The organism is Mesorhizobium sp. WSM3862, assembly GCF_002294985.1.
In the GTDB taxonomy this organism is placed as follows: domain Bacteria; phylum Pseudomonadota; class Alphaproteobacteria; order Rhizobiales; family Rhizobiaceae; genus Mesorhizobium.
Genome location: NZ_NSGE01000007.1, coordinates 184,038 through 204,054, shown reverse-complemented (window position 1 = coordinate 204,054; position 20,017 = coordinate 184,038). Strand labels below are relative to the sequence as shown.

At 63.5% G+C, this 20,017-nt stretch carries 20 protein-coding genes; 4 read left to right on the top strand and 16 right to left on the bottom strand.

Annotation, left to right across the window (positions count from 1 at the left end; all coding sequences use genetic code 11):
• Positions 1 to 209: 209 nt before the first annotated feature.
• The 14 genes from CK224_RS22255 to CK224_RS22190 form a co-directional block, all read right to left on the bottom strand.
• Positions 210 to 1,430 carry an MFS transporter gene (locus CK224_RS22255; RefSeq protein WP_095783253.1) on the bottom strand — a complete coding sequence of 407 codons (1,221 nt, stop codon included), beginning with the start codon at positions 1,428 to 1,430 and terminating at the stop codon, positions 210 to 212.
• Entirely contained in the window at positions 1,427 to 1,921 is a 495-nt protein-coding gene (gene nusB, locus CK224_RS22250; protein WP_095783252.1) for a transcription antitermination factor NusB, read from the bottom strand. Before nusB ends, CK224_RS22255 begins: the two co-directional genes overlap by 4 nt.
• Positions 1,918 to 2,412, bottom strand: a complete 495-nt coding sequence (gene ribH, locus CK224_RS22245) for a 6,7-dimethyl-8-ribityllumazine synthase (protein WP_067000738.1) — start codon at positions 2,410 to 2,412, stop codon at positions 1,918 to 1,920. Before ribH ends, nusB begins: the two co-directional genes overlap by 4 nt.
• Positions 2,413 to 2,833: 421 nt before the next feature.
• A complete protein-coding gene (locus tag CK224_RS22240; RefSeq protein WP_095783251.1) occupies positions 2,834 to 3,451 on the bottom strand; it encodes a riboflavin synthase in 618 nt (205 codons plus the stop codon).
• 61 nt (positions 3,452 to 3,512) lie between these two features.
• Positions 3,513 to 4,640: a bifunctional diaminohydroxyphosphoribosylaminopyrimidine deaminase/5-amino-6-(5-phosphoribosylamino)uracil reductase RibD gene (gene ribD, locus CK224_RS22235; protein ID WP_176477994.1), complete on the bottom strand. Its 1,128-nt coding sequence runs from the start codon at positions 4,638 to 4,640 to the stop codon at positions 3,513 to 3,515.
• 2 nt (positions 4,641 to 4,642) lie between these two features.
• Positions 4,643 to 5,122 (bottom strand): transcriptional regulator NrdR, encoded by a 480-nt coding sequence (nrdR, locus tag CK224_RS22230; RefSeq protein WP_059184872.1) that lies wholly within the window; start codon positions 5,120 to 5,122, stop codon positions 4,643 to 4,645.
• Between the two features lie 217 nt (positions 5,123 to 5,339).
• Positions 5,340 to 5,930: a hypothetical protein gene (locus CK224_RS22225; RefSeq protein ID WP_245426104.1), complete on the bottom strand. Its 591-nt coding sequence runs from the start codon at positions 5,928 to 5,930 to the stop codon at positions 5,340 to 5,342.
• A gap of 76 nt (positions 5,931 to 6,006) precedes the next feature.
• A complete protein-coding gene (glyA, locus tag CK224_RS22220; protein ID WP_067330041.1) occupies positions 6,007 to 7,320 on the bottom strand; it encodes a serine hydroxymethyltransferase in 1,314 nt (437 codons plus the stop codon).
• Positions 7,321 to 7,446: 126 nt separating this feature from the next.
• Entirely contained in the window at positions 7,447 to 9,087 is a 1,641-nt protein-coding gene (locus tag CK224_RS22215) for a Na+/H+ antiporter (protein WP_095783250.1), read from the bottom strand.
• A gap of 140 nt (positions 9,088 to 9,227) precedes the next feature.
• Complete coding sequence (locus tag CK224_RS22210) at positions 9,228 to 10,481, bottom strand: L,D-transpeptidase family protein (protein WP_095783249.1); 1,254 nt, start codon at positions 10,479 to 10,481, stop codon at positions 9,228 to 9,230.
• Between the two features lie 339 nt (positions 10,482 to 10,820).
• Complete coding sequence (locus CK224_RS22205; RefSeq protein WP_245426102.1) at positions 10,821 to 11,267, bottom strand: hypothetical protein; 447 nt, start codon at positions 11,265 to 11,267, stop codon at positions 10,821 to 10,823.
• A 177-nt stretch (positions 11,268 to 11,444) separates the two neighbouring features.
• Positions 11,445 to 11,960 carry a winged helix DNA-binding protein gene (locus CK224_RS22200; protein WP_067001002.1) on the bottom strand — a complete coding sequence of 172 codons (516 nt, stop codon included), beginning with the start codon at positions 11,958 to 11,960 and terminating at the stop codon, positions 11,445 to 11,447.
• A 239-nt stretch (positions 11,961 to 12,199) separates the two neighbouring features.
• Positions 12,200 to 12,622: a DUF6163 family protein gene (locus tag CK224_RS22195; protein ID WP_067000719.1), complete on the bottom strand. Its 423-nt coding sequence runs from the start codon at positions 12,620 to 12,622 to the stop codon at positions 12,200 to 12,202.
• On the bottom strand, positions 12,619 to 13,662 hold the full coding sequence (locus tag CK224_RS22190) for an enoyl-CoA hydratase/isomerase family protein (RefSeq protein ID WP_067000717.1): 1,044 nt from the start codon (positions 13,660 to 13,662) through the stop codon (positions 12,619 to 12,621). Before CK224_RS22190 ends, CK224_RS22195 begins: the two co-directional genes overlap by 4 nt.
• A 167-nt stretch (positions 13,663 to 13,829) precedes the next feature.
• Here CK224_RS22190 and CK224_RS22185 point away from each other — a divergent pair, with 167 nt between their 5' ends.
• From CK224_RS22185 to CK224_RS22175, 3 genes are all read left to right on the top strand, one after another.
• Entirely contained in the window at positions 13,830 to 14,645 is an 816-nt protein-coding gene (locus CK224_RS22185; protein ID WP_095783313.1) for a DUF2066 domain-containing protein, read from the top strand.
• A gap of 178 nt (positions 14,646 to 14,823) precedes the next feature.
• Positions 14,824 to 15,855: a porphobilinogen synthase gene (hemB, locus tag CK224_RS22180; protein ID WP_095783248.1), complete on the top strand. Its 1,032-nt coding sequence runs from the start codon at positions 14,824 to 14,826 to the stop codon at positions 15,853 to 15,855.
• A 146-nt stretch (positions 15,856 to 16,001) separates the two neighbouring features.
• Positions 16,002 to 16,649, top strand: coding sequence for a dihydrofolate reductase family protein (locus CK224_RS22175; RefSeq protein ID WP_067000711.1), 648 nt, complete (start codon positions 16,002 to 16,004; stop codon positions 16,647 to 16,649).
• Positions 16,650 to 16,691: 42 nt separating this feature from the next.
• Here the strand turns inward: CK224_RS22175 and ppk2 are convergent, their stop codons facing one another.
• On the bottom strand, positions 16,692 to 17,612 hold the full coding sequence (ppk2, locus tag CK224_RS22170; protein ID WP_067000709.1) for a polyphosphate kinase 2: 921 nt from the start codon (positions 17,610 to 17,612) through the stop codon (positions 16,692 to 16,694).
• Positions 17,613 to 17,876: 264 nt separating this feature from the next.
• On the opposite strand from ppk2, the gene CK224_RS22165 reads away from it, so the two are divergent.
• A complete protein-coding gene (locus CK224_RS22165) occupies positions 17,877 to 18,920 on the top strand; it encodes an aldo/keto reductase (protein WP_095783247.1) in 1,044 nt (347 codons plus the stop codon).
• Between the two features lie 38 nt (positions 18,921 to 18,958).
• On the opposite strand, the gene CK224_RS22160 is transcribed toward CK224_RS22165, so the two are convergent.
• Positions 18,959 to 19,930: a glycosyl transferase family 90 gene (locus CK224_RS22160; RefSeq protein ID WP_095783246.1), complete on the bottom strand. Its 972-nt coding sequence runs from the start codon at positions 19,928 to 19,930 to the stop codon at positions 18,959 to 18,961.
• Positions 19,931 to 20,017 lie beyond the last annotated feature (87 nt).

Genomic DNA, 20,017 nt, shown 5'->3' with positions numbered 1-20,017 from the left:
CAGAAGAACCCCTCCCTGGGCCGTTGGGACGGAGATGAACGCCGGACGCGGAATCCACCCCTTGGCTACGGTGTATGCGAAACAGGGCTGGGAACGTCAAGATATTGTTCGGTTTTTGCCCGGCTTTCGCCGGAAAGACGAATGCCGCGACTCACCGGCAGGGGCAGCCGTGCATTTAGAGCGATTGCGCGCCGGCAAACGGCGCAATGTCAGTTGGCGAGGCGCAAGCCCGGCAGCTTCAGGGTGCCGAGCGCCAGGAAGCAGAGCACAACGACCGGGAACACGATCCAGTTCAGCATGGTCCAGCCCCAGGCATTGTAGACCGCACCCGACATCAGCGAGGCGAAGGCGACGGAGCCGAACAGGACGAAGTCGTGGAAGCCCTGCACCTTGCCTTTTTCGGATGGATGGTAGCTCGCGGCGACCATGGCGGTCGCGCCGATGAAACCGAAATTCCAGCCGAGGCCGAGCAGGATCAGCGCGGTCCAGAACTGCCATAGCGCAAGGCCTGAGAGCGCCACCACTGCGCAGGCGATGAGCAGCACCAACCCAATGGCGACGATGCGCTCGGCGCCGAAGCGGTGGATCAGCGAACCGGTGAAGAAGCTCGGCCCGAACATCGCCATAACGTGCCAGGAGATGCCAAGCGTGGCATCGTCGGTTGAAAGACCGCAGCCGACCATGGCGAGCGGCGCGCCGGTCATGACGAAGCTCATCAGCGCATAGCTGCCTACGGCGCAGAACAGCGCCGCGACGAAACGCGGTTGGGTGGCGATCTCGACCAGCGGACGTGCGTCGCTTGTGGCGGCTTCGGCGGCGCTGCTCGTCCGCCTGGACGTATGCAGGAAGGAAAGGATAATCGCGCCTATGGCGGCCAGCACCAGGATGGAGGCGAAGGATCCGGCAAACATCACCGGCGCCAGAAGGTCGCCGGTGTAGATGACGATCTGAGGCCCGAGGATGGCGGTGACGATGCCGCCAGCCAGCACGAAGGAAATGGCGCGCGCCTTGAATTGCGGCGGCGCGTTGTCGGCGGCGGCGAAGCGGAACTGCTGCACGAAGGCGCCGCCGACACCGATCACGCCCAGGCCAAAGGCGAACAGCCAGAAGCTCGCCTGAAAGAGCGCGAGCGTCGCGATCAGCCCGCCGAGGGCGGTTACGATGGTGCCGGTCATGAAGCCGCCGCGATGGCCGAGTCGGCGGATGATGGCGGCCGCCGGCAGGGCGCCGAGCGCAACGCCGAGGTTGAAGCCGGTGACCGGCGCCGTCGCCAGAGACTTGTCGGGGCCGAGCAGATATTGGCCGGCAAGCGCGCCGATCGAAATGGCGATCGGCGCGGCGGAACCGACGATCGCCTGCGCGGCCGCGAGGAGCACTGCCGTGCGGCGCGCTTCCCTGCCGGCGTCAGCGACGACTGCCGTGGCGGTCACGTTGCGTCCTTGCCGCGACCCTCGCCACGTACCCGGCGCGAGACACGGTCGAGCAGGGCGTTGACCAGCTTCGGCTCGTCTTCCTCGTAGAAGGCCTTGGCGATATCGACATATTCCGACACGATCACGGCCACCGGCACGTCCTCGCGCTTCATCAGCTCATAGACGCCGGCGCGCAGGATGGCGCGCAGCGTCGAGTCCAGCCGCGACAGCGGCCAGTCGTCGGTCAGCGCCTGGCGGATGATCGGATCGATGGTCTTCTGGTTCTCGACGACGCCGGTCAGGATGGCGCGGAACCACTGCGCGTCGGCCTCGCGATAAAGCGCGCCGTCGACTTCCTTGCCGAGGCGGAAGGCCTCGTATTCGGCGGTGATCTCGAAAACACCGCTGCCGGCCACGTCCATCTGGTAGAGCGCCTGGACGGCGGCAAGACGGGCGGCACCGCGCTTGTTGGCGTGGCGCGCCGCACCGGTCTGGGCAGGATCGCTCACGATTGGGCTCCGAATTTCTCTTTGAGCGCGATCATGGTCAGCGCCGCGCGGGCGGCAAAGCCGCCCTTGTCGCCTTCGGTGCGCTTGGCCCGCGTCCAGGCCTGCGCATCGTTTTCGGTGGTCAGGATGCCGTTGCCGATCGCGACCGCTTCCTGCACGGAAAGATCCATCAGCGCACGGCTCGATTCATTGGCGACGATGTCGAAATGATAGGTGTCGCCACGGATGATGGTGCCGAGCGCGACGAAGCCGTCATAGTGTACGCCGCCCTCGCCGGCACCGTCCAGCGCGAAGGTGATGACGGCCGGAATTTCGAGCGAGCCAGGAACAGTCACGACGTCATAAGTGGCGCCGGCCTCGTCCAGCGCGCTGGTCGCGCCTTCGAGCAGCGCGTCGGCGAGGTCGTCGTGGAAACGCGCCTCGACGATAAGTAGATGCGCCTTCGCCTGCGGACGAATGAACGCTTTGCCGTGTTGGGATATGCCTGCCATAAAGGTCTCCGGGGGTTGCCGGTGACTTAGGCCGAAGCCGGATCGATCGCAAGCACAAGATTGCCGCGCGACACAGCATCTCCCGACAGATCCGGATCCCAAGCCGCGCGATCTTCCGGGCTTTCTTCAGCTAGCAGGCAAAGCCTCGATGTTCGAGATCGATGCTCGAGGGCCGATCACCCGCTCAAGCTTCAGTCCGACGCCTTCGAACAGGCGGGCATATTGTGCCCGCGTCCGCTCGAGGCCGCCTGTAACCGCCAGCCTGACCACATCGATGAATTTGATCTGGTCGGGCTCGTTGTTCTTTGATCACTTAGACGTTGCCAGCCGGGGATCGCGTGAGCAGAAGGGAAGCTGAGGCGCCGGCGCGACCTGGCGCCTCAGCGATCCGCGCCGCCTCCCCGCAACCGGTCGGTTTCGCTCAAAGCCCCTGTTTCGCCGCCTCGGCGAGGCGCGCGGCATACCGGGCCATGGTATCGATCTCGATGTTGACGCGATCGCCAGCCTGGCGCTCGCCCCAGGTGGTGACGCTCAGAGAGTGCTGGATCAGAAGCACATCGAAGCGCGTAGCTTCGACCTTGTTGACGGTAAGGGAGGTACCGTCGAGCGCGACGGAGCCTTTCGGCGCGATGAACTTCGCCAAGTGACGCGGCGCCTCCAGCGTGAAGCGCACGGCATCGCCCTCTTGCTTGCGCTCCACGATTTCCGCCGTGCCGTCGACATGGCCGGAGACGATATGGCCACCGAGCTCGTCGCCGATCTTCAGCGCCCGTTCGAGATTGATCCTGGTGCCCGATTTCCAACCGGATGCAGTCGTCAGCCTGAGCGCCTCTTCCCAGGCTTCGACCTCAAACCAGCGCGCGTTCGAGCCGTTCTCGGGCAGCGCCGTCACGGTCAGGCAGACGCCGCCGCAGGAAATCGAAGCGCCGATCGCGATCCTTTCCGGGTCATAGGCCGTGTCGATGCGCAGGCCCACGCCTTCGCTGAGCGGCTTCACCGAAGCGATAGTGCCGACATCCGTAACGATTCCCGTAAACATCAGATCGTGTCTTCCAGTTTGACCATGCTCTTATCCGAAAACCATTTCCCACTTTTTGGGATCATGGTCTTACCCACTCGGCATAGCTGTCCTCGCCGAAGCGCATCTCACGCAATTTGCGGAAACCCGGCGGGATATGCGCAGCGTCGATCGGCGAGGCGATACCATCCTCGCCGATCGCCTCGGGTCCCTGGAACAGGACGATGCGGTCAACGAGGTCTTCCGCCAGGAAGGCCTCGGCTACCTTGGCGCCGCCTTCGACCAGCACGCTCGCCATGCCGAGCGCTGCAATATCCTCGAGCAGTTCCGGCAGGGCTACTTCGCTCTCGTAGGTTTCGGTGCCGATGAAGTGCACGCCTGCGCGTTCGAGCGCAGCCCGCCGCTGCGGGTCGGCCTCGGCGCATGCCGCGACAAAGAGCGGTACACGATCCACCCCGGAAACGAGCTTCGACGACTCCGGCAGCCGGATCTGGCGATCGAGGATGATGCGAGCCGGGGAGCGGTTCTCCAACCCCGGCAGGCGCACGGTCAGCGCCGGGTCGTCCTCCAGCGCAGTGCCGATGCCGACCAGGATAGCGTCGGCCTCCGCGCGCATAAGATAGACTTCGCGCCTGGCGATCTCGCCCGTGATGGCGACCTGGCCGGCGCCTTTGCGGCCGATCTTGCCGTCGCTCGAAAGCGCAAGCTTCAGCGTCACTTCGGGACGTTTCTTCAAAGATCGAATCAGATAGCCGGCCATCTGCTCGGCGGCCTCTGTGGCGAGCACCTTCTCCACGACGTCGATGCCGGCGGCGCGCAGCATGGCGTAACCCTTGCCGGAAACGCGCGGATCGGGATCGCTTGCCGCGCCGACGACGCGCGCAATGCCGGCATTGACCAGCGCGGTGGCGCAAGGCGGCGTGCGGCCGTGATGGGCGCAGGGCTCAAGCGTCACATAGGCGGTGGCGCCGCGGGCCAGTTCGCCGGCCTCGGCCAGCGCCTCGGTCTCGGCGTGCGGCCGGCCGCCGACAGCAGTGACGCCGCTACCGACGATCATCGGGCCGGCGCCGTCGTCGCGCACGATGATGGTGCCGACGGAAGGGTTGGTCGCGGTGCGGCCGGCATTGCGGCGCGACAGCCGGATGGCCGCCGCCATGAAACGGCGATCAAGGGCTGCTTGCTCGGCCTCGCCCAATTGAGCTTTCGCCATGATCAGCCGGCGTCCTCTTCGGTCTTTTCTTCGTCGCCCTTCAGTTCGCCCAGCAACTCGTGGAAATCCTTGGCTTCACGGAAATTGCGATAGACCGAAGCGAAGCGCACATAGGCGACGTCGTCGAGGGATTTCAGCGCCTCCATGACGAGCCGACCGACCTCGCCGGAGGCCACTTCCGTCTCGCCGGAGCTTTCGAGCTGGCGCACGATACCGGTCACGGCGCGATCGATCCGCTCGGGATCGACATTGCGCTTGCGCACCGCGATCTCGACCGAGCGCAGCAGCTTGTCGCGGTCGAACGGCACCTTGCGGCCGGACTTCTTGATGACGACGAGATCGCGCAGTTGCACGCGCTCGAAGGTGGTGAAGCGGCCGCCGCAGTCCGGACAGACGCGGCGCCTGCGGATCGCCGCGCCATCCTCGGCGGGACGCGAATCCTTCACCTGCGTATCTTCGGACTGGCAATAGGGGCAGCGCATGGAGAGCCTTGGGTTTGCGATTCAGAGCATGATCCCGAAAAGTTGCAGACTCTTCGGAGAAGATCATGCTTCAAAAACAAAATCTTAGAGCGAGACGGCGATTCAAGGAAGCGTCATCTCGCTCTGGTGAGCGGAAGGCTTAGAGCCTTTCATTTCTCAGAGATAGCGAGGCGCGAGAAAGATTGCCAGCGCCCTGCCCCTGTCGTGCCCGGTCGGTTCAGGGCGCGACGTCCTTGGTCGGGAATCCGCAGGACGTGCCGAGGTTGCGGTAGGCCTTGGTGAAGCCGTCCATCGGAATGCTGGCGACGGTCTGCTTGCCAAAAACAACATCGAGCGAGGTGACTTTGCGCATGGCGCGCAGCAGAGCGAGACTTGTCTTCGCCTGGTTGTCGACCGTCCAGCTGGGACGACCGCCGACGGCATTCGAATAGACTTTCGCGGAAACCTTGATGCCGGGGTCGCCGAAGGTCGCCGCGATGTCCTTGCCGGTCGGCAGGTCCTTGTTGTCGACGGCGATCATGATGGCGGGATAGGCATCCGGCGGCAGCGCGTCGCCGGTCGAGATCGACAGCGTTAGCGTGCCAGCATTGCCGATGCCGTCGACGAAAGCTGCGGAGGCCGCGCAGGTCTTGTGCGCATCCTGCCCGGTGTCGAGCGTGTCGATGATCGTGGTCCATCTGCCGAAGGTGTTTGTGGCCGGCAAATTCGAATCCGGCTGTGCCTTCTCCTGCGCGACCGCGCCGGACACGGCGAAACCGGCCAGCGAGCCGAACAGGGCCAGGGCGGCAAGATGGAAAATGCGCATCATCAAATCTCCAGTTCGCGACGCCGCCCAATCAGGACGGCGCACTGCCGGCGGATAAAAGATGACGCGCGGCTTCCGGTCAACCGAGATAAGGATAGAGCGGGAAGCGATCCGTCAACGCCGTGACTTTGGCCTTGACCGCAGCCTCGACTGCCGCATTGCCCTCGTCGGAATTCGCCGCCTTCAGCCCGTCCAGCACCTCGGCGATCAGCTTGCCGATCTCGCGGAACTCGGCCTGGCCGAAGCCGCGCGTGGTGCCGGCCGGCGTGCCGAGACGGACGCCGGAGGTGACGAACGGCTTTTCGGGGTCGAAGGGGATGCCGTTCTTGTTGCAGGTGATGTTGGCGCGGCCGAGAGCCGCCTCGGCGCGCTTGCCGGTGGCGTTTTTCGGGCGCAGGTCGACCAGCATCAGATGGTTGTCGGTGCCGCCCGACACGATGTCGAGGCCAGTTTCCTGCAGGCTCGAAGCCAGCGCCTTGGCGTTGGCGACGATGCTCTCGGCATAGGCCTTGAAGCTCGGCTTCAGCGCCTCGCCGAGCGCCACCGCCTTGGCGGCGACGACATGCATCAGCGGGCCGCCCTGGAGGCCCGGGAAGACCGCCGAGTTCATCTTCTTGGCGATCTCCTCGTCGTTGCAGAGGATCATGCCGCCGCGCGGCCCGCGCAGCGACTTGTGCGTGGTCGTGGTCACGACATGCGCATAAGGCAGCGGCGACGGATGCATACCGCCGGCGACCAGACCGGCGATATGCGCCATATCGACCATCAGATAGGCGCCGATCGAATCGGCAATCTCGCGGAAACGCTTCCAGTCCCAGATGCGCGAATAGGCGGTGCCGCCGGCCAGGATCAGCTTCGGCTTCGTCTCATGTGCGGTCTTCTCGATCGCGTCCATGTCGAGCAGGTGGTCGTCCTTGCGCACGCCATATGAAACGACCTTGAACCATTTGCCGCTCATGTTGACCGGCGAGCCATGCGTGAGATGGCCGCCGGAGTTCAAATCGAGGCCCATGAATGTGTCGCCGGGCTGCAGAAGCGCCAGGAAGACGGCCTGGTTCATCTGGCTGCCGGAGTTCGGCTGGACATTGGCGAAGTTGCAGCCGAAAAGCTTCTTGGCGCGTTCGATGGCGAGTTCTTCGGCTACGTCGACGAACTGGCAGCCGCCGTAATAGCGCTTGCCCGGATAACCCTCGGCATATTTGTTGGTCATGATCGACCCCTGCGCCTCGAGCACGGCGCGGGACACAATGTTTTCCGAGGCTATCAGTTCGATCTCATGGCGCTGGCGGCCAAGCTCGTTGCGGATGGCGCCGAAAATTTCCGGATCGGCGTCGGCAAGCGTGGTCTCGAAGAAGGATTCGAATTTGTTGGCGGCTGCCGCGGCATTTGACATGGCTTGCTTTCCCTTGGGGCCGGAGGTCTGCGAGGTCGCCGCGCCATTAACACAGTTGTTTGGAGCCCGCCACGTTTGCGGCGCGAAATTTGCTGGCCGGATTGCGCCAAGCAAATCGGCTGAACACTATTTCCGGTCGCGCCGGCTTTTGAGCAGCGCTTCTGTCAAAGTGATCTCGGAAAGCAGCGCCCGCATCGTGTGGTCGTTGATCTGGCGGGTGCGGAACATGGCGCGCACGGCGGCGCGCTCCGCCTCGATGCCGGCGTGCCTGAGCTCAAGCTCCAGCCGCCCGGATTCGCGCGCCTCGGCGCGCGCCTCTTCGGCCTCGTCGGAAGCCGCGATGCGGCGCCGGTAGCCGGCAACGATGCTGTCGGCGACCGCGAGCCGGGCCTCGGCCGCCTCGCCTTCGCCGCCCTCGCTGGCGAGGCGCTCGATCTTGGCGATGGCGGCCTTGGCGGCGCCCGCACGCGCCCGCCGCTCCTCGGCCGCACCCGGATCCTCGCCTGGCTCGACCAGCCCGCGGGCGATCCTCGGCAACGCAAGGCTGGCGATGACCAGCGAGCAGATGATGACGCCGGCGGCGAGGAAGATCACCACGTCTCGCGCTGGAAAGGGCGAGCCATCCTGCAGCGCGAGCGGCAGCGACAGGATGCCGGCAAGCGTGATCGCGCCGCGCACACCGGCCACCGATCCGGCAAGCCTGACGCGGAAACCAAAGGGCTCTGCCTTGCGCTTGCCGAGCCGCGCGGCGATCATCGATGCCATGTCGCCGATCCAGATCCAGAGGAAGCGCAGGCCGATCACGCAGAGCGTCAAAATGAGCACGGTCAGCACCGGCTCGAACAGCCAGTGCCGGCTGGTGAGCTCCGGCGGGACCCTGCGGATGATGTCAGGAAGCTGCAGGCCAAGCAGGATGAAGAGAGCGCCGTTGAAGACGAAGGTCAGCATCGACCATAGCGACATCGCCTGAATCCGCGCCGAGACCGAGAGATGGCGGAAAATGCCGGAGGTGCCCGTAACCAGGCCGGCGGTGACCGCGGCCAGGATGCCCGAAGCGCCGACATGCTCGGCAATCAGATAGGCGACGAAGGGCAGCAGAACCATCACCAGCACCTGCGCCCCCGCCGGAGTGCCGCCGATGCGGCCAAGCACCTGCAGCGCCTTGGCGGCGACGAACAACGCCGCAATGCCCGCGAGGATGCCGGCCGCCACGGCGTAAAGAAAGCTCAACGAGGCGGCGGCGAACGAAAAGCTGCCGGTGAGCGCCGCCGCAACGGCAAAGCGGAACATGACCAGGCCGGAGGCATCATTGAGCAGGGATTCGCCTTCCAATATGTGCATCAGCCGAGCCGGAACGACATTGCGGTCGACAATTGAGGACACGGCAACGGCATCGGTCGGTGACAGCACGGCGGCCAAAGCGAACGCAACCGCCAGCGGGATGCTTGGCACCAGCCAGTGCAGAGCATACCCGAAGCCGACGATGGTGAAGAAGACAAGTCCGATGGCGAGATCGAGGATCGGCCGGCGCAGCTCGATCAGCTCCCGTTTCGGCGTCGCGAAGGCATCACCGAACAGAAGCGGCGGAATGAACACCAGCAGGAAGAGTTCCGGATCGATCTCGACATGCAGTCCCTTGGCCGGCCAGGCAAGCGCGGCGCCGATCGCAATCTGCAGCACGGGCAGCGGCACCCGCACCAGCCGCACGAGAGCGCCGGAAAGCGCCACGAAAGCAAGCACGACGAGAATGAAGACGGCGACGTCCATGATGCTATTCCAGCTGCTCGCGCTTTAAGTCTCACTTTTCGGCGCCATGTCGCTCTGCCAAAACCGCTGCGCACTGTTTGGCGACATGCAAACAAAAAAGCCGCTCCAAGAGCGGCCTTTTCATGTTTTATATCAATGACTTACAGCGCAGAAGTAATCTGCAGCTCGCTGTTGCCGTCGAGGCCGTAAATGTCGTCGCGGAACTGCACGACGCCGGGTCCGGTCGACCATGCCGACAGATACAGGAAGTGGACCGGCACCGGGTTGACCACCTGAACCGGCGTATTCTCGCCAGTCTTGATCGCCGCCTCGAAATGCTGGCGATCCCAGCCGGGCGTATCACGCAGGATCCAGGTGACGAGGTCGCGCACATTCTGGACGCGCACGCAGCCGGAAGAGTCGAAGCGCATCAGCTTGCCGAACAGGCTCTGCTGCGGCGTGTCGTGCATGTAGACGCCGTCCGGGCTCGGGAAGTTGATCTTGACCGAGGCCATGGCGTTGCCGGCGCCGGGATCCTGGCGGAAGCGGTACTTGGCGGCATCGTCCGTCGACCAGTCGACGGTCATCGGATCGACCTCGCTTCCGTCAGGCGCGAACAGCCGGATGTGGCTGTCCTTGAGGTAGTTCGGGTCCTTCCGCATCAGCGGAATGATGTCCTTGCGCACGATCGAGACCGGCGCGTTCCAGTAAGGATTGACGATGATCTCGTTGATCTTGGAATTCACGATCGGCGTCTGGCGGTCGATCTTGCCGACGATCGCGGTGTGGCGCAGCACGACGCGGTCGTTCTCGACGGCTTCCACCTGCGCGGCCGGAATATCGACCAGCACATAGCGGTCGCCGAGCGTGCCCGCCTTCTCGCGCAGCCGCTGCAGATTGGTCTGCAGCTGGCCAAGCCGGATCGGCGCCGGCACGTTCATCACCGAATAAGTGTATTTGCCCATGGAGCCGTCGGCCGGCAGGCCGTGACGGAGCTGGAAGCGCTTGACCGCCGAGTCGACATAGGAATCGAACGCCGTCGAAATGCCGGCGCTCTGCGACAGGTCGCCCGAGACCATCAGCCGCTTGCGCAGCGGCACGACATCCGGATCATCGACGCCGAGCTGCAACTTCTTGGTTGCCGGAACCTGCTCCCAGCCGCCCTGGCCGACAATGCCCTGGTACTGCGCCACCGCCTGCTCGGTGAAGGCTACAGTCTGCAGGCTGAAGATCGGCAGCGTCGAGGCAACCTTGCCGGTCTCGCTGGCACGAGCGTCGAACTGGTCGTCCCAATTGCCGCGGGTCGAGGATTTCAGGATGTCGCCGATCACATCCTGCGCGCTGGCATGGCCGGCGACGACGGCGGCGGCGAGCGCAGAGGCTCCGGTCAGGAAGAAACGGCGGCTGGTTCTCATGGATGTTCCAGACATTTTAGCTGTATCTAATCTCGCTCAGTTCGCTCTACTGGCGGGTTGCCCGCACTCTAGGGTCGGCAATCTTAACAATTAGCCAACCATGACTTGCGTCAGCAGGGCGTGAAAACGTAGGACCACGACACCTGCTCCAGGAAGCGCAGGGCCTCGGCCCGCAGCATCACCCGCATTCTCGCTTTCACTGTGATTATGGCGGCAACGTGACCTTGGCCCGCGATTTGCATCCGGCAAGATGATCAAAAATGGGACCGAGGCATTTTGGCATCGCCGATAGCGGCGGGTTCACCAGATGCCCGCCGTCATCCTCGGTTTGCCCCTATTTCACCCGGTTCGGGCAGAGGGCTTTGAACTGCTCCAGCGTGTAGTCGTAGCCCGAGCCCCCGAGCCATCGAGCACCACGTTCTCGTCGGTGTCGGTGATCTGATAATCCGTCTCGCTTCCGGCGGGGCTGCGCCCCTGGAACAGCATGTTGGCGCCGTAAAAGGTGGTGAATTTTCCGCTCTTGCAGTCCGCTGTGATCTCCAGATGCAAGGGCGTTTTCATTTCCTTAGCGATGCAATCCTCGGTCACCTTACCGACATAGTCGCGGCAGTATCCGATGGCGTTCTGCCTCGTATGTTTGGTCAGGATGCTGGCATGCGAGGTGTTGATGCCGGATTTCTTGACGACCGTAACCTCCATTCCGGCCTTGGAGCCATAACCGAGGGTCCGGGCAGCGGCCGGTGAAACAAGGATCACAGCGCAAATCGCAAGCAGGATATGACGCATGAGGCCCTCCTCTTTTGCCTGCAGAGCTTCCACGCGCGCTGCTCGGCGGTCAAGCGCCCTGCTGCAGCGCGCTTTCGCAAAAGAAAAGAACCGGCACCTGTCGGCACCGGCCCCTGATTGTTTCCTCCGGCCGCGCTTCTTCGGCGCGACTTCGATCGTCTCAGATTTCGAATCCGCTTACATCCGGTAAGCGATCGTGTCGTTCCAGAAGCGATCCAAACGCTGGAGCGCGCGGTTCATCTGCTTGAACTCGTCGGTGTTGATGCCGCCTACCGCCTCGATCGAGCCGACATGGCGCTCGTAGAGGCCGGCGACGACCTCGGCCACCTCGTTGCCCTTCGGCGTCAGCGAGACGCGGACCGAGCGGCGGTCGATGCGCGAGCGCTGGTGGTTGATGAAGCCGAGGTCGACCAGCTTCTTCAGATTGTAGGAGACGTTCGAGCCGAGATAATAACCGCGCGAGCGCAGCTCGCCGGCGGTCAGCTCCGAATTGCCGATGTTGAAGAGCAAAAGCGCCTGGATGGCGTTGATGTCGGAGCGGCCGTTGCGGTCGAACTCGTCCTTGATCACGTCAAGCAGACGGCGATGCAGACGCTCCACCAGCTGCAGCGATTCCATGTACAGCGAACGGATCGCCTCGCGGCGATCGTCGGAAACGTTGGCGGTTTTCGCCGCCGGACGCGAATTGATCATTGTCTTTGCCTCTCGTTTGTCGCCCGGTGATTTTTTGTTCTTCACCTTGATCGCGACACTATCGAATACTCATAAAATTCGACTTAAACGCCAGGGCTAACAAGAGCTTACCGGTAAGAGGTTTCGAAAGAGGCTTAACGAACGGTCATACGAGCAAGAACAATTAACCTAAAGATTTAGCCAAGGGTTTTGGGGCAGTCGCCGACCCCGTATCTAGGTTCCTTACGCCGCCCGGCAAGCTATTGCCTGAGCTGGCGCTTCTGCAGCCAGATGACCACGCGGAAGACGATGTAGAGCAGCGCCACGCAGGCATGTGAGACGACGATCAGGATCCGGTGGCCGAAGAGATTGGGAAAACCGGCATACATGACGGTCTCGGTCGCCGCGCAGATGAACCAGATCACTGGCCCCCAGGAGGCAAGCATCCAAAGGCCCGCGGCGGCGAAAGGAAAGAAAACGGCAAGCGTGGCCGCAGCCACCTGCCAGTGCACCGGCATCAGATCGAAGCGCCAGAGCTCGCCCGGATAGATGCCGATCAGCCGGACCCAGTAGAGGACACCGAACAGCAGGCAGTAGCCGGCAATGACCCGCTGGAACCAGGCGAAGATGATCTCGGTGGTCGAGGGCTGCAGCACCACGCGCCTGGAGGTGACCTCGCTCACAGCTCCAGCTCCCCGGCCCCGAGCGGCGCGAAATACGCGTCGACATCGGCCGCGCTCACCGCATCGAGGCTGGCGGGCCGCCATTCCGGCTTCGAACCCTTGTCGATGATGGCCGCGCGGATGCCTTCATAAAAGTCGTGGCCGGCCAGCATGCGGTTGAGGATGCGGAACTCCATCTTCATGCACTCGTCCATCGACAGCGTCGACCCGGCGCTGATCTCGCGCCAGGCGACGTTGAGGCTGGTCGGCGAACGCGTCCTGATCGTTGCCAGCGTCTTGTCGCCGAAAGCGTCGGTGGCGGATGCCCGCTCCAGGCTGGCGACGATAGCGGCGAGCGAGGGTTGCGAGAAATGGCGGGCGATCGATTCCAGATCCTGCCGCTCGGTCTCGCGTCTTGCGGGTGTGAAGAAATCGCGCAACTCCGCGTTCGCGTCGCCGCTTGTGGCCAGCTCGTCAAGCAGCCCCGCCTGGTCCTCGGCCTTGATCGTGTGGGTGGCGAGGCCCGACCACAGTGCATCACCATAGCGGATGCGGTTTCCTGTCAGCCCCAGATACATGCCGAAGCTGCCGCCGAGATCGGGCAGCAAATGGCTGGCGCCAACATCGGGGAAGAAGCCGATGCCGACTTCCGGCATGGCGAATTGCGCGTTCTCGGTCAGCACGCGGTGCGAGCCGTGGAAGGAAATGCCGACCCCGCCGCCCATGACGATGCCGTCGATCAGCGCGACATAGGGTTTCCTGAAGCGGGCGATGCGGGCATTGAGACGATACTCGTCGGCGAAGAAGTCGACCGGCGGCTTGCCGGCGCGGCCCGCCTCGTAAATGTGCAGAATATCGCCACCGGCGGAAAATGCCCTGCCCTCAGCCTTGACGACGACGACGGCGACGCCGGCATCGCCCTCCCAGGCGTCAAGCGCCTTGCCAAGCGCCTTGACCATGCGATGGGTGACGGCATTGAGCGCCTGCGGCCGCGTCAGTGTGACGACGCCCGCCTTGCCTAGACGCTCGAAGCGAATCTCGTCGCCTCCGCCAAAATCCATCGCCAGAGAATCCTCCTCTCCGCCCTTCCAGAGGGATTGAAGTGCTAAAGGCGGCATAGGGATGCGTCAATGGCGGCAACGCCGCGCTGGCGGCCAGCCGCTTCCGGTGTTAGGTAACCGGCAAAGTGTCGCGCGTAGGCGGCGCGACAGATTTCGAGCTAATCGACATGGCTGGGGTTTCTCGTCTCGTTGCTGGATTGGCAGGTCTCCTCTTTCTGGGAGTTGCGCCGGCCGCCGCCGAGGCAGCCTCCGAACTCTACCTGGCGCAGACGATCGTCACCGGCACCGGCGAGCCTAATCGCGAGATCGGCTTCAGGGATTGCCTGGACAAGGTGCTGGTCAAGGTTTCAGGCGATCAGCGGCTGACGCAGAAGCCGGAGATGCTGGCGCTGCGCAATAAGGCGGCTGACTTCGTCCAATCCTTCCGCTACCGTGACCGGCTGGAAGGCGTTCCGATCCATGACGAGCAAGGCACGCATGACCGGCCGCACGACCTCACCTGCCTCTACAAGCCCACAGTGGTCGACAAGCTCCTGGCGCAGCTCGGCAGCAGGCCATGGCAGGGCGAGCGGCCGCTGATTGCCGTCTTCATAACGGCCGAGCAAGGGGCGCAACATTTCGTGCTGACGGCCGACGAGGATCGCGGCCAGTCAATGCGCGAATCCTTTGCCAATGCCACGGCGCCGCTCTCGGTGCATGTCAGCTTTCCAGAGGCTAACCAGCTCGCCGGCCTCGACGACAAGGCGCTGCGCACTGCCGATATGGCAAAGCTCGACCAGCTCGCCCGGCAGGCGGGTGCCGACCGGGCGCTCGCCGGCAGCATCGTGTGGAACGACAAGGAATTGGGCTGGATCGCCGACTGGCGGCTGGCCGAACACGGCAAAACCTATCAATGGCAGGTGCGCGGCGTCAGCTTCGACGAGGCTTTTCGCGTGGCTGTGAAGGGCGCGGCACAGATTCTGTCGGGGAATGGACAGCCGTAAACGTCGGCGCAGCCCTTCATCCGCCTGCTCCACCTTTTCCCCGTGAAGGAAGAAGGGAAGTGCTCCAGCGCCGGCGATCCCTCCCTCGTTCTTCACGGAAGCAACTGGCACAATCGTGTCGCATTGGTCAGCGGCAGGGGCGCATGGTAAAAGCCGGGACGACAACAGAGTTTTGGCGATGAACAAGTTCACCCCCGCAAAGCCCGCCGGCGCCCGCAGCGTCGACGAGATCACAGGCAGCCGCAGGCTGCGGCGCATGCGCAAGGCCGACTGGTCGCGCCGGCTGGTGCAGGAAAACCAGCTCTCGGTGAACGATCTGATCTGGCCGATCTTCGTCGTCGAGGGCAAAAATGTGCGCGAGCCGATCGCCGCCATGCCGGATGTCTACCGTCTGTCGGTCGACCTCGCGGTGAAGGAAGCGGAGCGCGCCGCCAAGCTCGGCATCCCGGCGATCGCGACTTTTCCCAACATCGAGGTTTCGCTGCGCGACCAGACGGGCTCGCATATCCTCGATCCCGACAATGTCATCAACCGGGCCACCCGCGCCATCAAGGATGCGGTGCCGGAGATCGGCATCATCACCGACGCGGCGCTCGATCCGTTCACCAGCCATGGCCATGACGGCATCCTGCGCGACGGCATCATCGTCAACGACGAAACCGTCGAGCAGGTCACGGCCGCGGCCGTCATCCAGGCAGCCGCCGGGGCGGACATCATCGCGCCGTCCGACATGATGGACGGCCGCATCGGCGCGATCCGCGACGCGCTGGACGCCAACGGCTTCCAGGACGTGGCGATCATGTCCTATGCGACGAAATTCGCCTCGGCCTTCTACGGCCCCTATCGCGAGGCAGTCGGCACCGCCGGCCTGCTCAAGGGCGACAAGAAGACCTATTATATCGACCACGCGAATTCCGATGAAGCCGTGCGCGAGGCCGAGCAGGATCTGGCCGAAGGCGCCGACATGCTGATGGTGAAGCCGGGGCTGCCCTATCTCGACATCATCCGGCGGCTGAAGGACGAGTTCCAGATGCCGACCTTCGCCTACCAGGTGTCGGGCGAATATTCGATGATCAAGGCGGCCAGCGCCAATGGCTGGATCGACGGCGAAAAGGCGATGGTGGAATCGCTTCTCGCCCTCAAGCGAGCCGGCTGCGACGGCGTCCTCACCTATTTCGCGCCGACCGTAGCGGAGATGCTGAGGGGCTAGGCCCAGGCGAAATCTTAAATTCTCGCAGCGTCACCTGGGCGCCGCCCGACGAGGCGATCGCTCGCCGGAAAATTCCGCTTGCATTATGCAATCAGTTAAGTTACCCCATGACTGCTTGCAAAATACAACTAGTTCACGAGGCGATCATGTCAAAGCTGCGCGTCAACGCTTTTACCCTGTCGCTGGACGGCTACGGCGCCGGCCCCGATCAGACTCTCGAAAGCCCGCTCGGCGTCGGCGGCGAAGGACTGCATAAATGGATGATCGGCACCCGCACCTTTCGTGAGATGGTGATCGGCAAAGACGGCGGGACCAAGGGCATCGACGACAGCTTCGCCGTGCGCAGTTTCGAGAATGTCGGCGCCTGGATCCTCGGCCGCAACATGTTCGGGCCGGTCCGCGGCGAATGGCCGGACGAGAGCTGGAAAGGCTGGTGGGGTGACAACCCGCCCTATCACGTGCCGGTCTTCGTGCTCACCCATCACAAGCGGGCGCCGATCTTAATGGAAGGCGGCACGACGTTTTACTTCGTCACCGGCGGCATCCATTCGGCGCTCGAACAGGCAAAGGCGGCCGCCAAGGACAAGGATGTGCGGGTCGGCGGCGGCGTCGCCACGATCCGGCAATATCTGAAGGAAAGCCTGATCGACGAGATGCATCTCGCGGTCTCGCCGATCCTGCTCGGCTCCGGCGAGCATCTTTTCGCCGGGCTGGACATGCCGAAGCTCGGCTACCGCTGCACCAGCCAGGTCGCGACCGCCGACGCGACGCATGTGATGATCGGGCGGGCGTAAGCTCGGCTCCCCCTTCTCCCCCTGTGGGAGATGGGGAAGTGCTCAATACTTTTCCGGCACATAAAGCTCGCGCGGCAGCACCTGCCGCTCGTAGGACGGGTTGAAGACGCGCTCCGGCAGCGTGATCTCCTCATGCGGCACGTCTTCGTAAGGCATTTGCTGCAGCAGGTGATCGATGCAGTTCAGTCGGGCCCGCTTCTTGTCGTTGCCTTCGACAATGAACCACGGCGCTTCCTTGATGTTGGTACGGGCGAAGGTCTCTTCCTTGGCTTTGGTGTATTGTTCCCAGCGCACGCGCGACTGCAGGTCCATCGGCGACAGCTTCCACTGCTTCATCGGATCGTGGATGCGCATCAAAAAGCGCATCTGCTGCTCCTCGTCGGTAATCGAGAACCAGTATTTCACCAGCGTGATGCCGGAGCGCACCAGCATGCGTTCGAATTCCGGCACGTCGCGGAAAAACTCTTCGACCTGATCCGCATTGGCAAAGCCCATCACCCGCTCGACGCCCGATCGGTTGTACCAGGAGCGGTCGAACAGCACGATCTCGCCGCCCGCCGGCAGATGCGGCACGTAGCGCTGGAAATACCATTGCGATCTTTCACGCTCGGTCGGCGCCGGCAGCGCGACGACGCGGCAGATGCGCGGATTGAGGCGCTGGGTGATGCGCTTGATGACGCCGCCCTTGCCGGCCGAGTCGCGTCCCTCGAAGATCACCACCAGCTTCTTCTTGTGGTAGGCAACCCAGGACTGCAGCTTGATGAGCTCCGACTGCAGCCGCAGCAGCTCGCGGAAATAGGTAATTCGCTCGATGGAGGGCGGATGCGACTTCTTGTAGATCCTGGCGATCTCGAGCGAGAGCGCGGGTTCGGAAATCTCCAGCTCGTAGTCCTCGTCGAGCGTGTCCTCGAGTTCGGCTTCCAGCCAGTCCTTGGCTCCGGAATTCGTCTTGACCTCGTTCATTGCGCAGCTCCTGCCTGTCAGCCACTTTCGCCTCGGATGCGCTCCGGCCGCGGCCGGAAGCACAACTCCGTAAGCCGACTGAGATACAGACGCGCAATGACGGTTTTATTGCGAGCAGGAGCCGGCAACGCTGGACCAGCCGATATGTGATCGGCCCGTATCGATGGCGGGGCGACAAGCCGCCCGAATTGTCCTACAAATACTTCGCCTCTTCCCGGCGCCCGCGACGCCGCGCCTCTTCAAAACAAATCGCAAGGACCTGACATGGAATACCGCACGCTTGGCCGTTCCGGCCTGAAGGTTTCGACTTTGACCCTTGGCACAATGACCTTCGGCGGGACGGGCCCGTTCGCCGCGGTCGGCAATTCGGATCTTTCGCAGGCGAGCCGCATCATCGATACCTGCATCGATGCCGGCATCAATCTCATTGACACCGCCAACGTGTATTCGAACGGCCTGTCGGAGGAGATCGTCGGCGAGGCGCTCAGCGGCAAGCGCAAGAACGATGTGCTCATCGCCTCCAAGGCGCGCATGCGGATCGGAAACGGCCCCAACGACGAAGGCCTGTCGCGCCATCACCTGATTCGGGAATGCGAGAGGAGCCTGAAGCGGCTCAAGACCGACGTGATCGACATCTATTTCCTGCATGAGTGGGATGGGGTCACGCCGCTGGAGGAAACGATCGCTGCGCTCGACACTTTGGTCAGCCAGGGCAAGGTCCGTTATGTCGGCTGTTCCAATTATTCGGGCTGGCAGGTGATGAAGGCGCTCTCGATCAGCGACAGCCATCATCAGCCGCGCTTCGTCACGCAGCAGATCCACTACACGCTGGAAGCGCGCGAGGCGGAGTACGAGTTGCTGCCGATCTCGGTCGACCAGGGTCTTGGCGTGCTGGTGTGGAGCCCGCTGGCCGGCGGCCTGCTGTCGGGCAAATACCGCCGCGACAGCCCGTCGGCCCGCCAGCTTGGCGGCTGGTCCGAACCGCCGATCCGCGACGAGGACAGGTTGTGGCGGATCGTCGACGTTCTGGTCGAAATCGGCAAGGCGCGCGGCGTTTCGGCGGCACAGGTGGCGCTTGCCTGGCTGCTCGGCCGCCCGGCCGTTTCTTCGCTGGTGATCGGCGCCCGCAACGAAGCCCAGCTCAAGGACAACCTCGCCGCGGCCAGCCTGACGCTGTCCCTGGACGAGCGCCTGCGCCTCGACGACGTCAGCCGGCCGCCGGTGCTTTATCCCTACTGGCACCAGCAGCTCACCGCCAAGAACCGGTTCGGCCCCGCCGACCTGGTGCTCGACCGCAGCGATATCTGAGAATTCGCGCCGTGCTCCGCGCCCGAAAGGCGCGGAGGTCAGCCGGCGATAAAACGCCAGACTTCCGGGTCGGGTTCGACCTGGCCGCTGAGCACGAAATATTTGTAGAGGACGAGTAGCGATACCGCCCGCTCGTCCTTTTCGTTGCTGAACCGGCGGCAATAGGCGTTGGCCGCCGTTATGATGCGTTGGGCTTCCGCCGGGTGCTTTTCGAAATAGGCGATCTTGTCGGCGACGTCAGAAAAATCCGACGCCAGAGGCACGTAGTGAACATCGGCCTCGAGCTCAGCCTCGGCGAACCAGGTTTCGTAGGTCGGCGGCGGCATCAGGCAGAGCGAATTCGAGCTCATGATCCACTTGAGGTTCGTCGCCACGTCATTGCCTTCGAGCGAGACGATGTAGCGGAACTGCCGCTGCTGCGCGATCGTGAGATACGGCTTGCGATAGTTCTCCGGGGCGCTTGGCTTGGGCGAGCCGGCATCGCAAGACGGCAGGTCGCGCACGGCATCGACGAACCGTTTGCGGATCGGATTGTTGAAATGACCGCGCCAGACCGCCATCGGGCGCTTGTCGGCGAAGGACAAATTGTCCTTTGGCATGTTGAAATGGCGGAACTTGTCGAGCTTCATGATCACGGCGTTGCCGTTGTCGTTGCGGATCGGGCGGTCCTTGACGATTGACGGCACCGCCGGAACGTCGACGACGTCGCCGAACTCGAGATCGATGAGCAGGTGGCGATCGAAGTAGCGGGCGAACTCCTTCAGGTCGTAATAGTACATGCTCCCGAACTTGGGTATTTGACTGGCGGGCACCGCCGCCGCGCTCGGCACGAAGCTATGGTCGAGCCGGTTGTAGTAGTTGACCCGATCACGGACCGTTTTGCTGGAGAGCCGTGCCTGCTCCAGCCGGCGCGCAAGCCGCTGGCGAAAGAGAGCCTGCGGCGCCACATCGCGGGTGATGTTGCGTATGAAATAAAATACCCGCGCTGCGGTGCGTAAGGGCGAGGCCATGCGTCCGTCGTTTAAAGATGTCCGTCGCCTCCTACAGCATTGTGCCGAACATCTTGCAAGCCCGCCCAAGCTGACGAACTTGTTGAA

Coding starts and splice junctions, on each gene's coding strand:
- CK224_RS22175 (WP_067000711.1), top strand. CDS start 16,002: ATGTCAAAGCTGCGCGTCAACGCTTTTACCCTGTCGCTGGACGGCTAC.
- CK224_RS22200 (WP_067001002.1), bottom strand. CDS start 11,960: ATGATCAATTCGCGTCCGGCGGCGAAAACCGCCAACGTTTCCGACGAT.
- ppk2 (WP_067000709.1), bottom strand. CDS start 17,612: ATGAACGAGGTCAAGACGAATTCCGGAGCCAAGGACTGGCTGGAAGCC.
- CK224_RS22210 (WP_095783249.1), bottom strand. CDS start 10,481: ATGAGAACCAGCCGCCGTTTCTTCCTGACCGGAGCCTCTGCGCTCGCC.
- hemB (WP_095783248.1), top strand. CDS start 14,824: ATGAACAAGTTCACCCCCGCAAAGCCCGCCGGCGCCCGCAGCGTCGAC.
- CK224_RS22215 (WP_095783250.1), bottom strand. CDS start 9,087: ATGGACGTCGCCGTCTTCATTCTCGTCGTGCTTGCTTTCGTGGCGCTT.
- CK224_RS22190 (WP_067000717.1), bottom strand. CDS start 13,662: ATGGATTTTGGCGGAGGCGACGAGATTCGCTTCGAGCGTCTAGGCAAG.
- CK224_RS22185 (WP_095783313.1), top strand. CDS start 13,830: ATGGCTGGGGTTTCTCGTCTCGTTGCTGGATTGGCAGGTCTCCTCTTT.
- CK224_RS22240 (WP_095783251.1), bottom strand. CDS start 3,451: ATGTTTACGGGAATCGTTACGGATGTCGGCACTATCGCTTCGGTGAAG.
- CK224_RS22160 (WP_095783246.1), bottom strand. CDS start 19,930: ATGGCCTCGCCCTTACGCACCGCAGCGCGGGTATTTTATTTCATACGC.
- CK224_RS22225 (WP_245426104.1), bottom strand. CDS start 5,930: ATGATGCGCATTTTCCATCTTGCCGCCCTGGCCCTGTTCGGCTCGCTG.
- ribD (WP_176477994.1), bottom strand. CDS start 4,640: ATGGCGAAAGCTCAATTGGGCGAGGCCGAGCAAGCAGCCCTTGATCGC.
- CK224_RS22165 (WP_095783247.1), top strand. CDS start 17,877: ATGGAATACCGCACGCTTGGCCGTTCCGGCCTGAAGGTTTCGACTTTG.
- nrdR (WP_059184872.1), bottom strand. CDS start 5,122: ATGCGCTGCCCCTATTGCCAGTCCGAAGATACGCAGGTGAAGGATTCG.
- CK224_RS22205 (WP_245426102.1), bottom strand. CDS start 11,267: ATGCGTCATATCCTGCTTGCGATTTGCGCTGTGATCCTTGTTTCACCG.
- glyA (WP_067330041.1), bottom strand. CDS start 7,320: ATGTCAAATGCCGCGGCAGCCGCCAACAAATTCGAATCCTTCTTCGAG.
- ribH (WP_067000738.1), bottom strand. CDS start 2,412: ATGGCAGGCATATCCCAACACGGCAAAGCGTTCATTCGTCCGCAGGCG.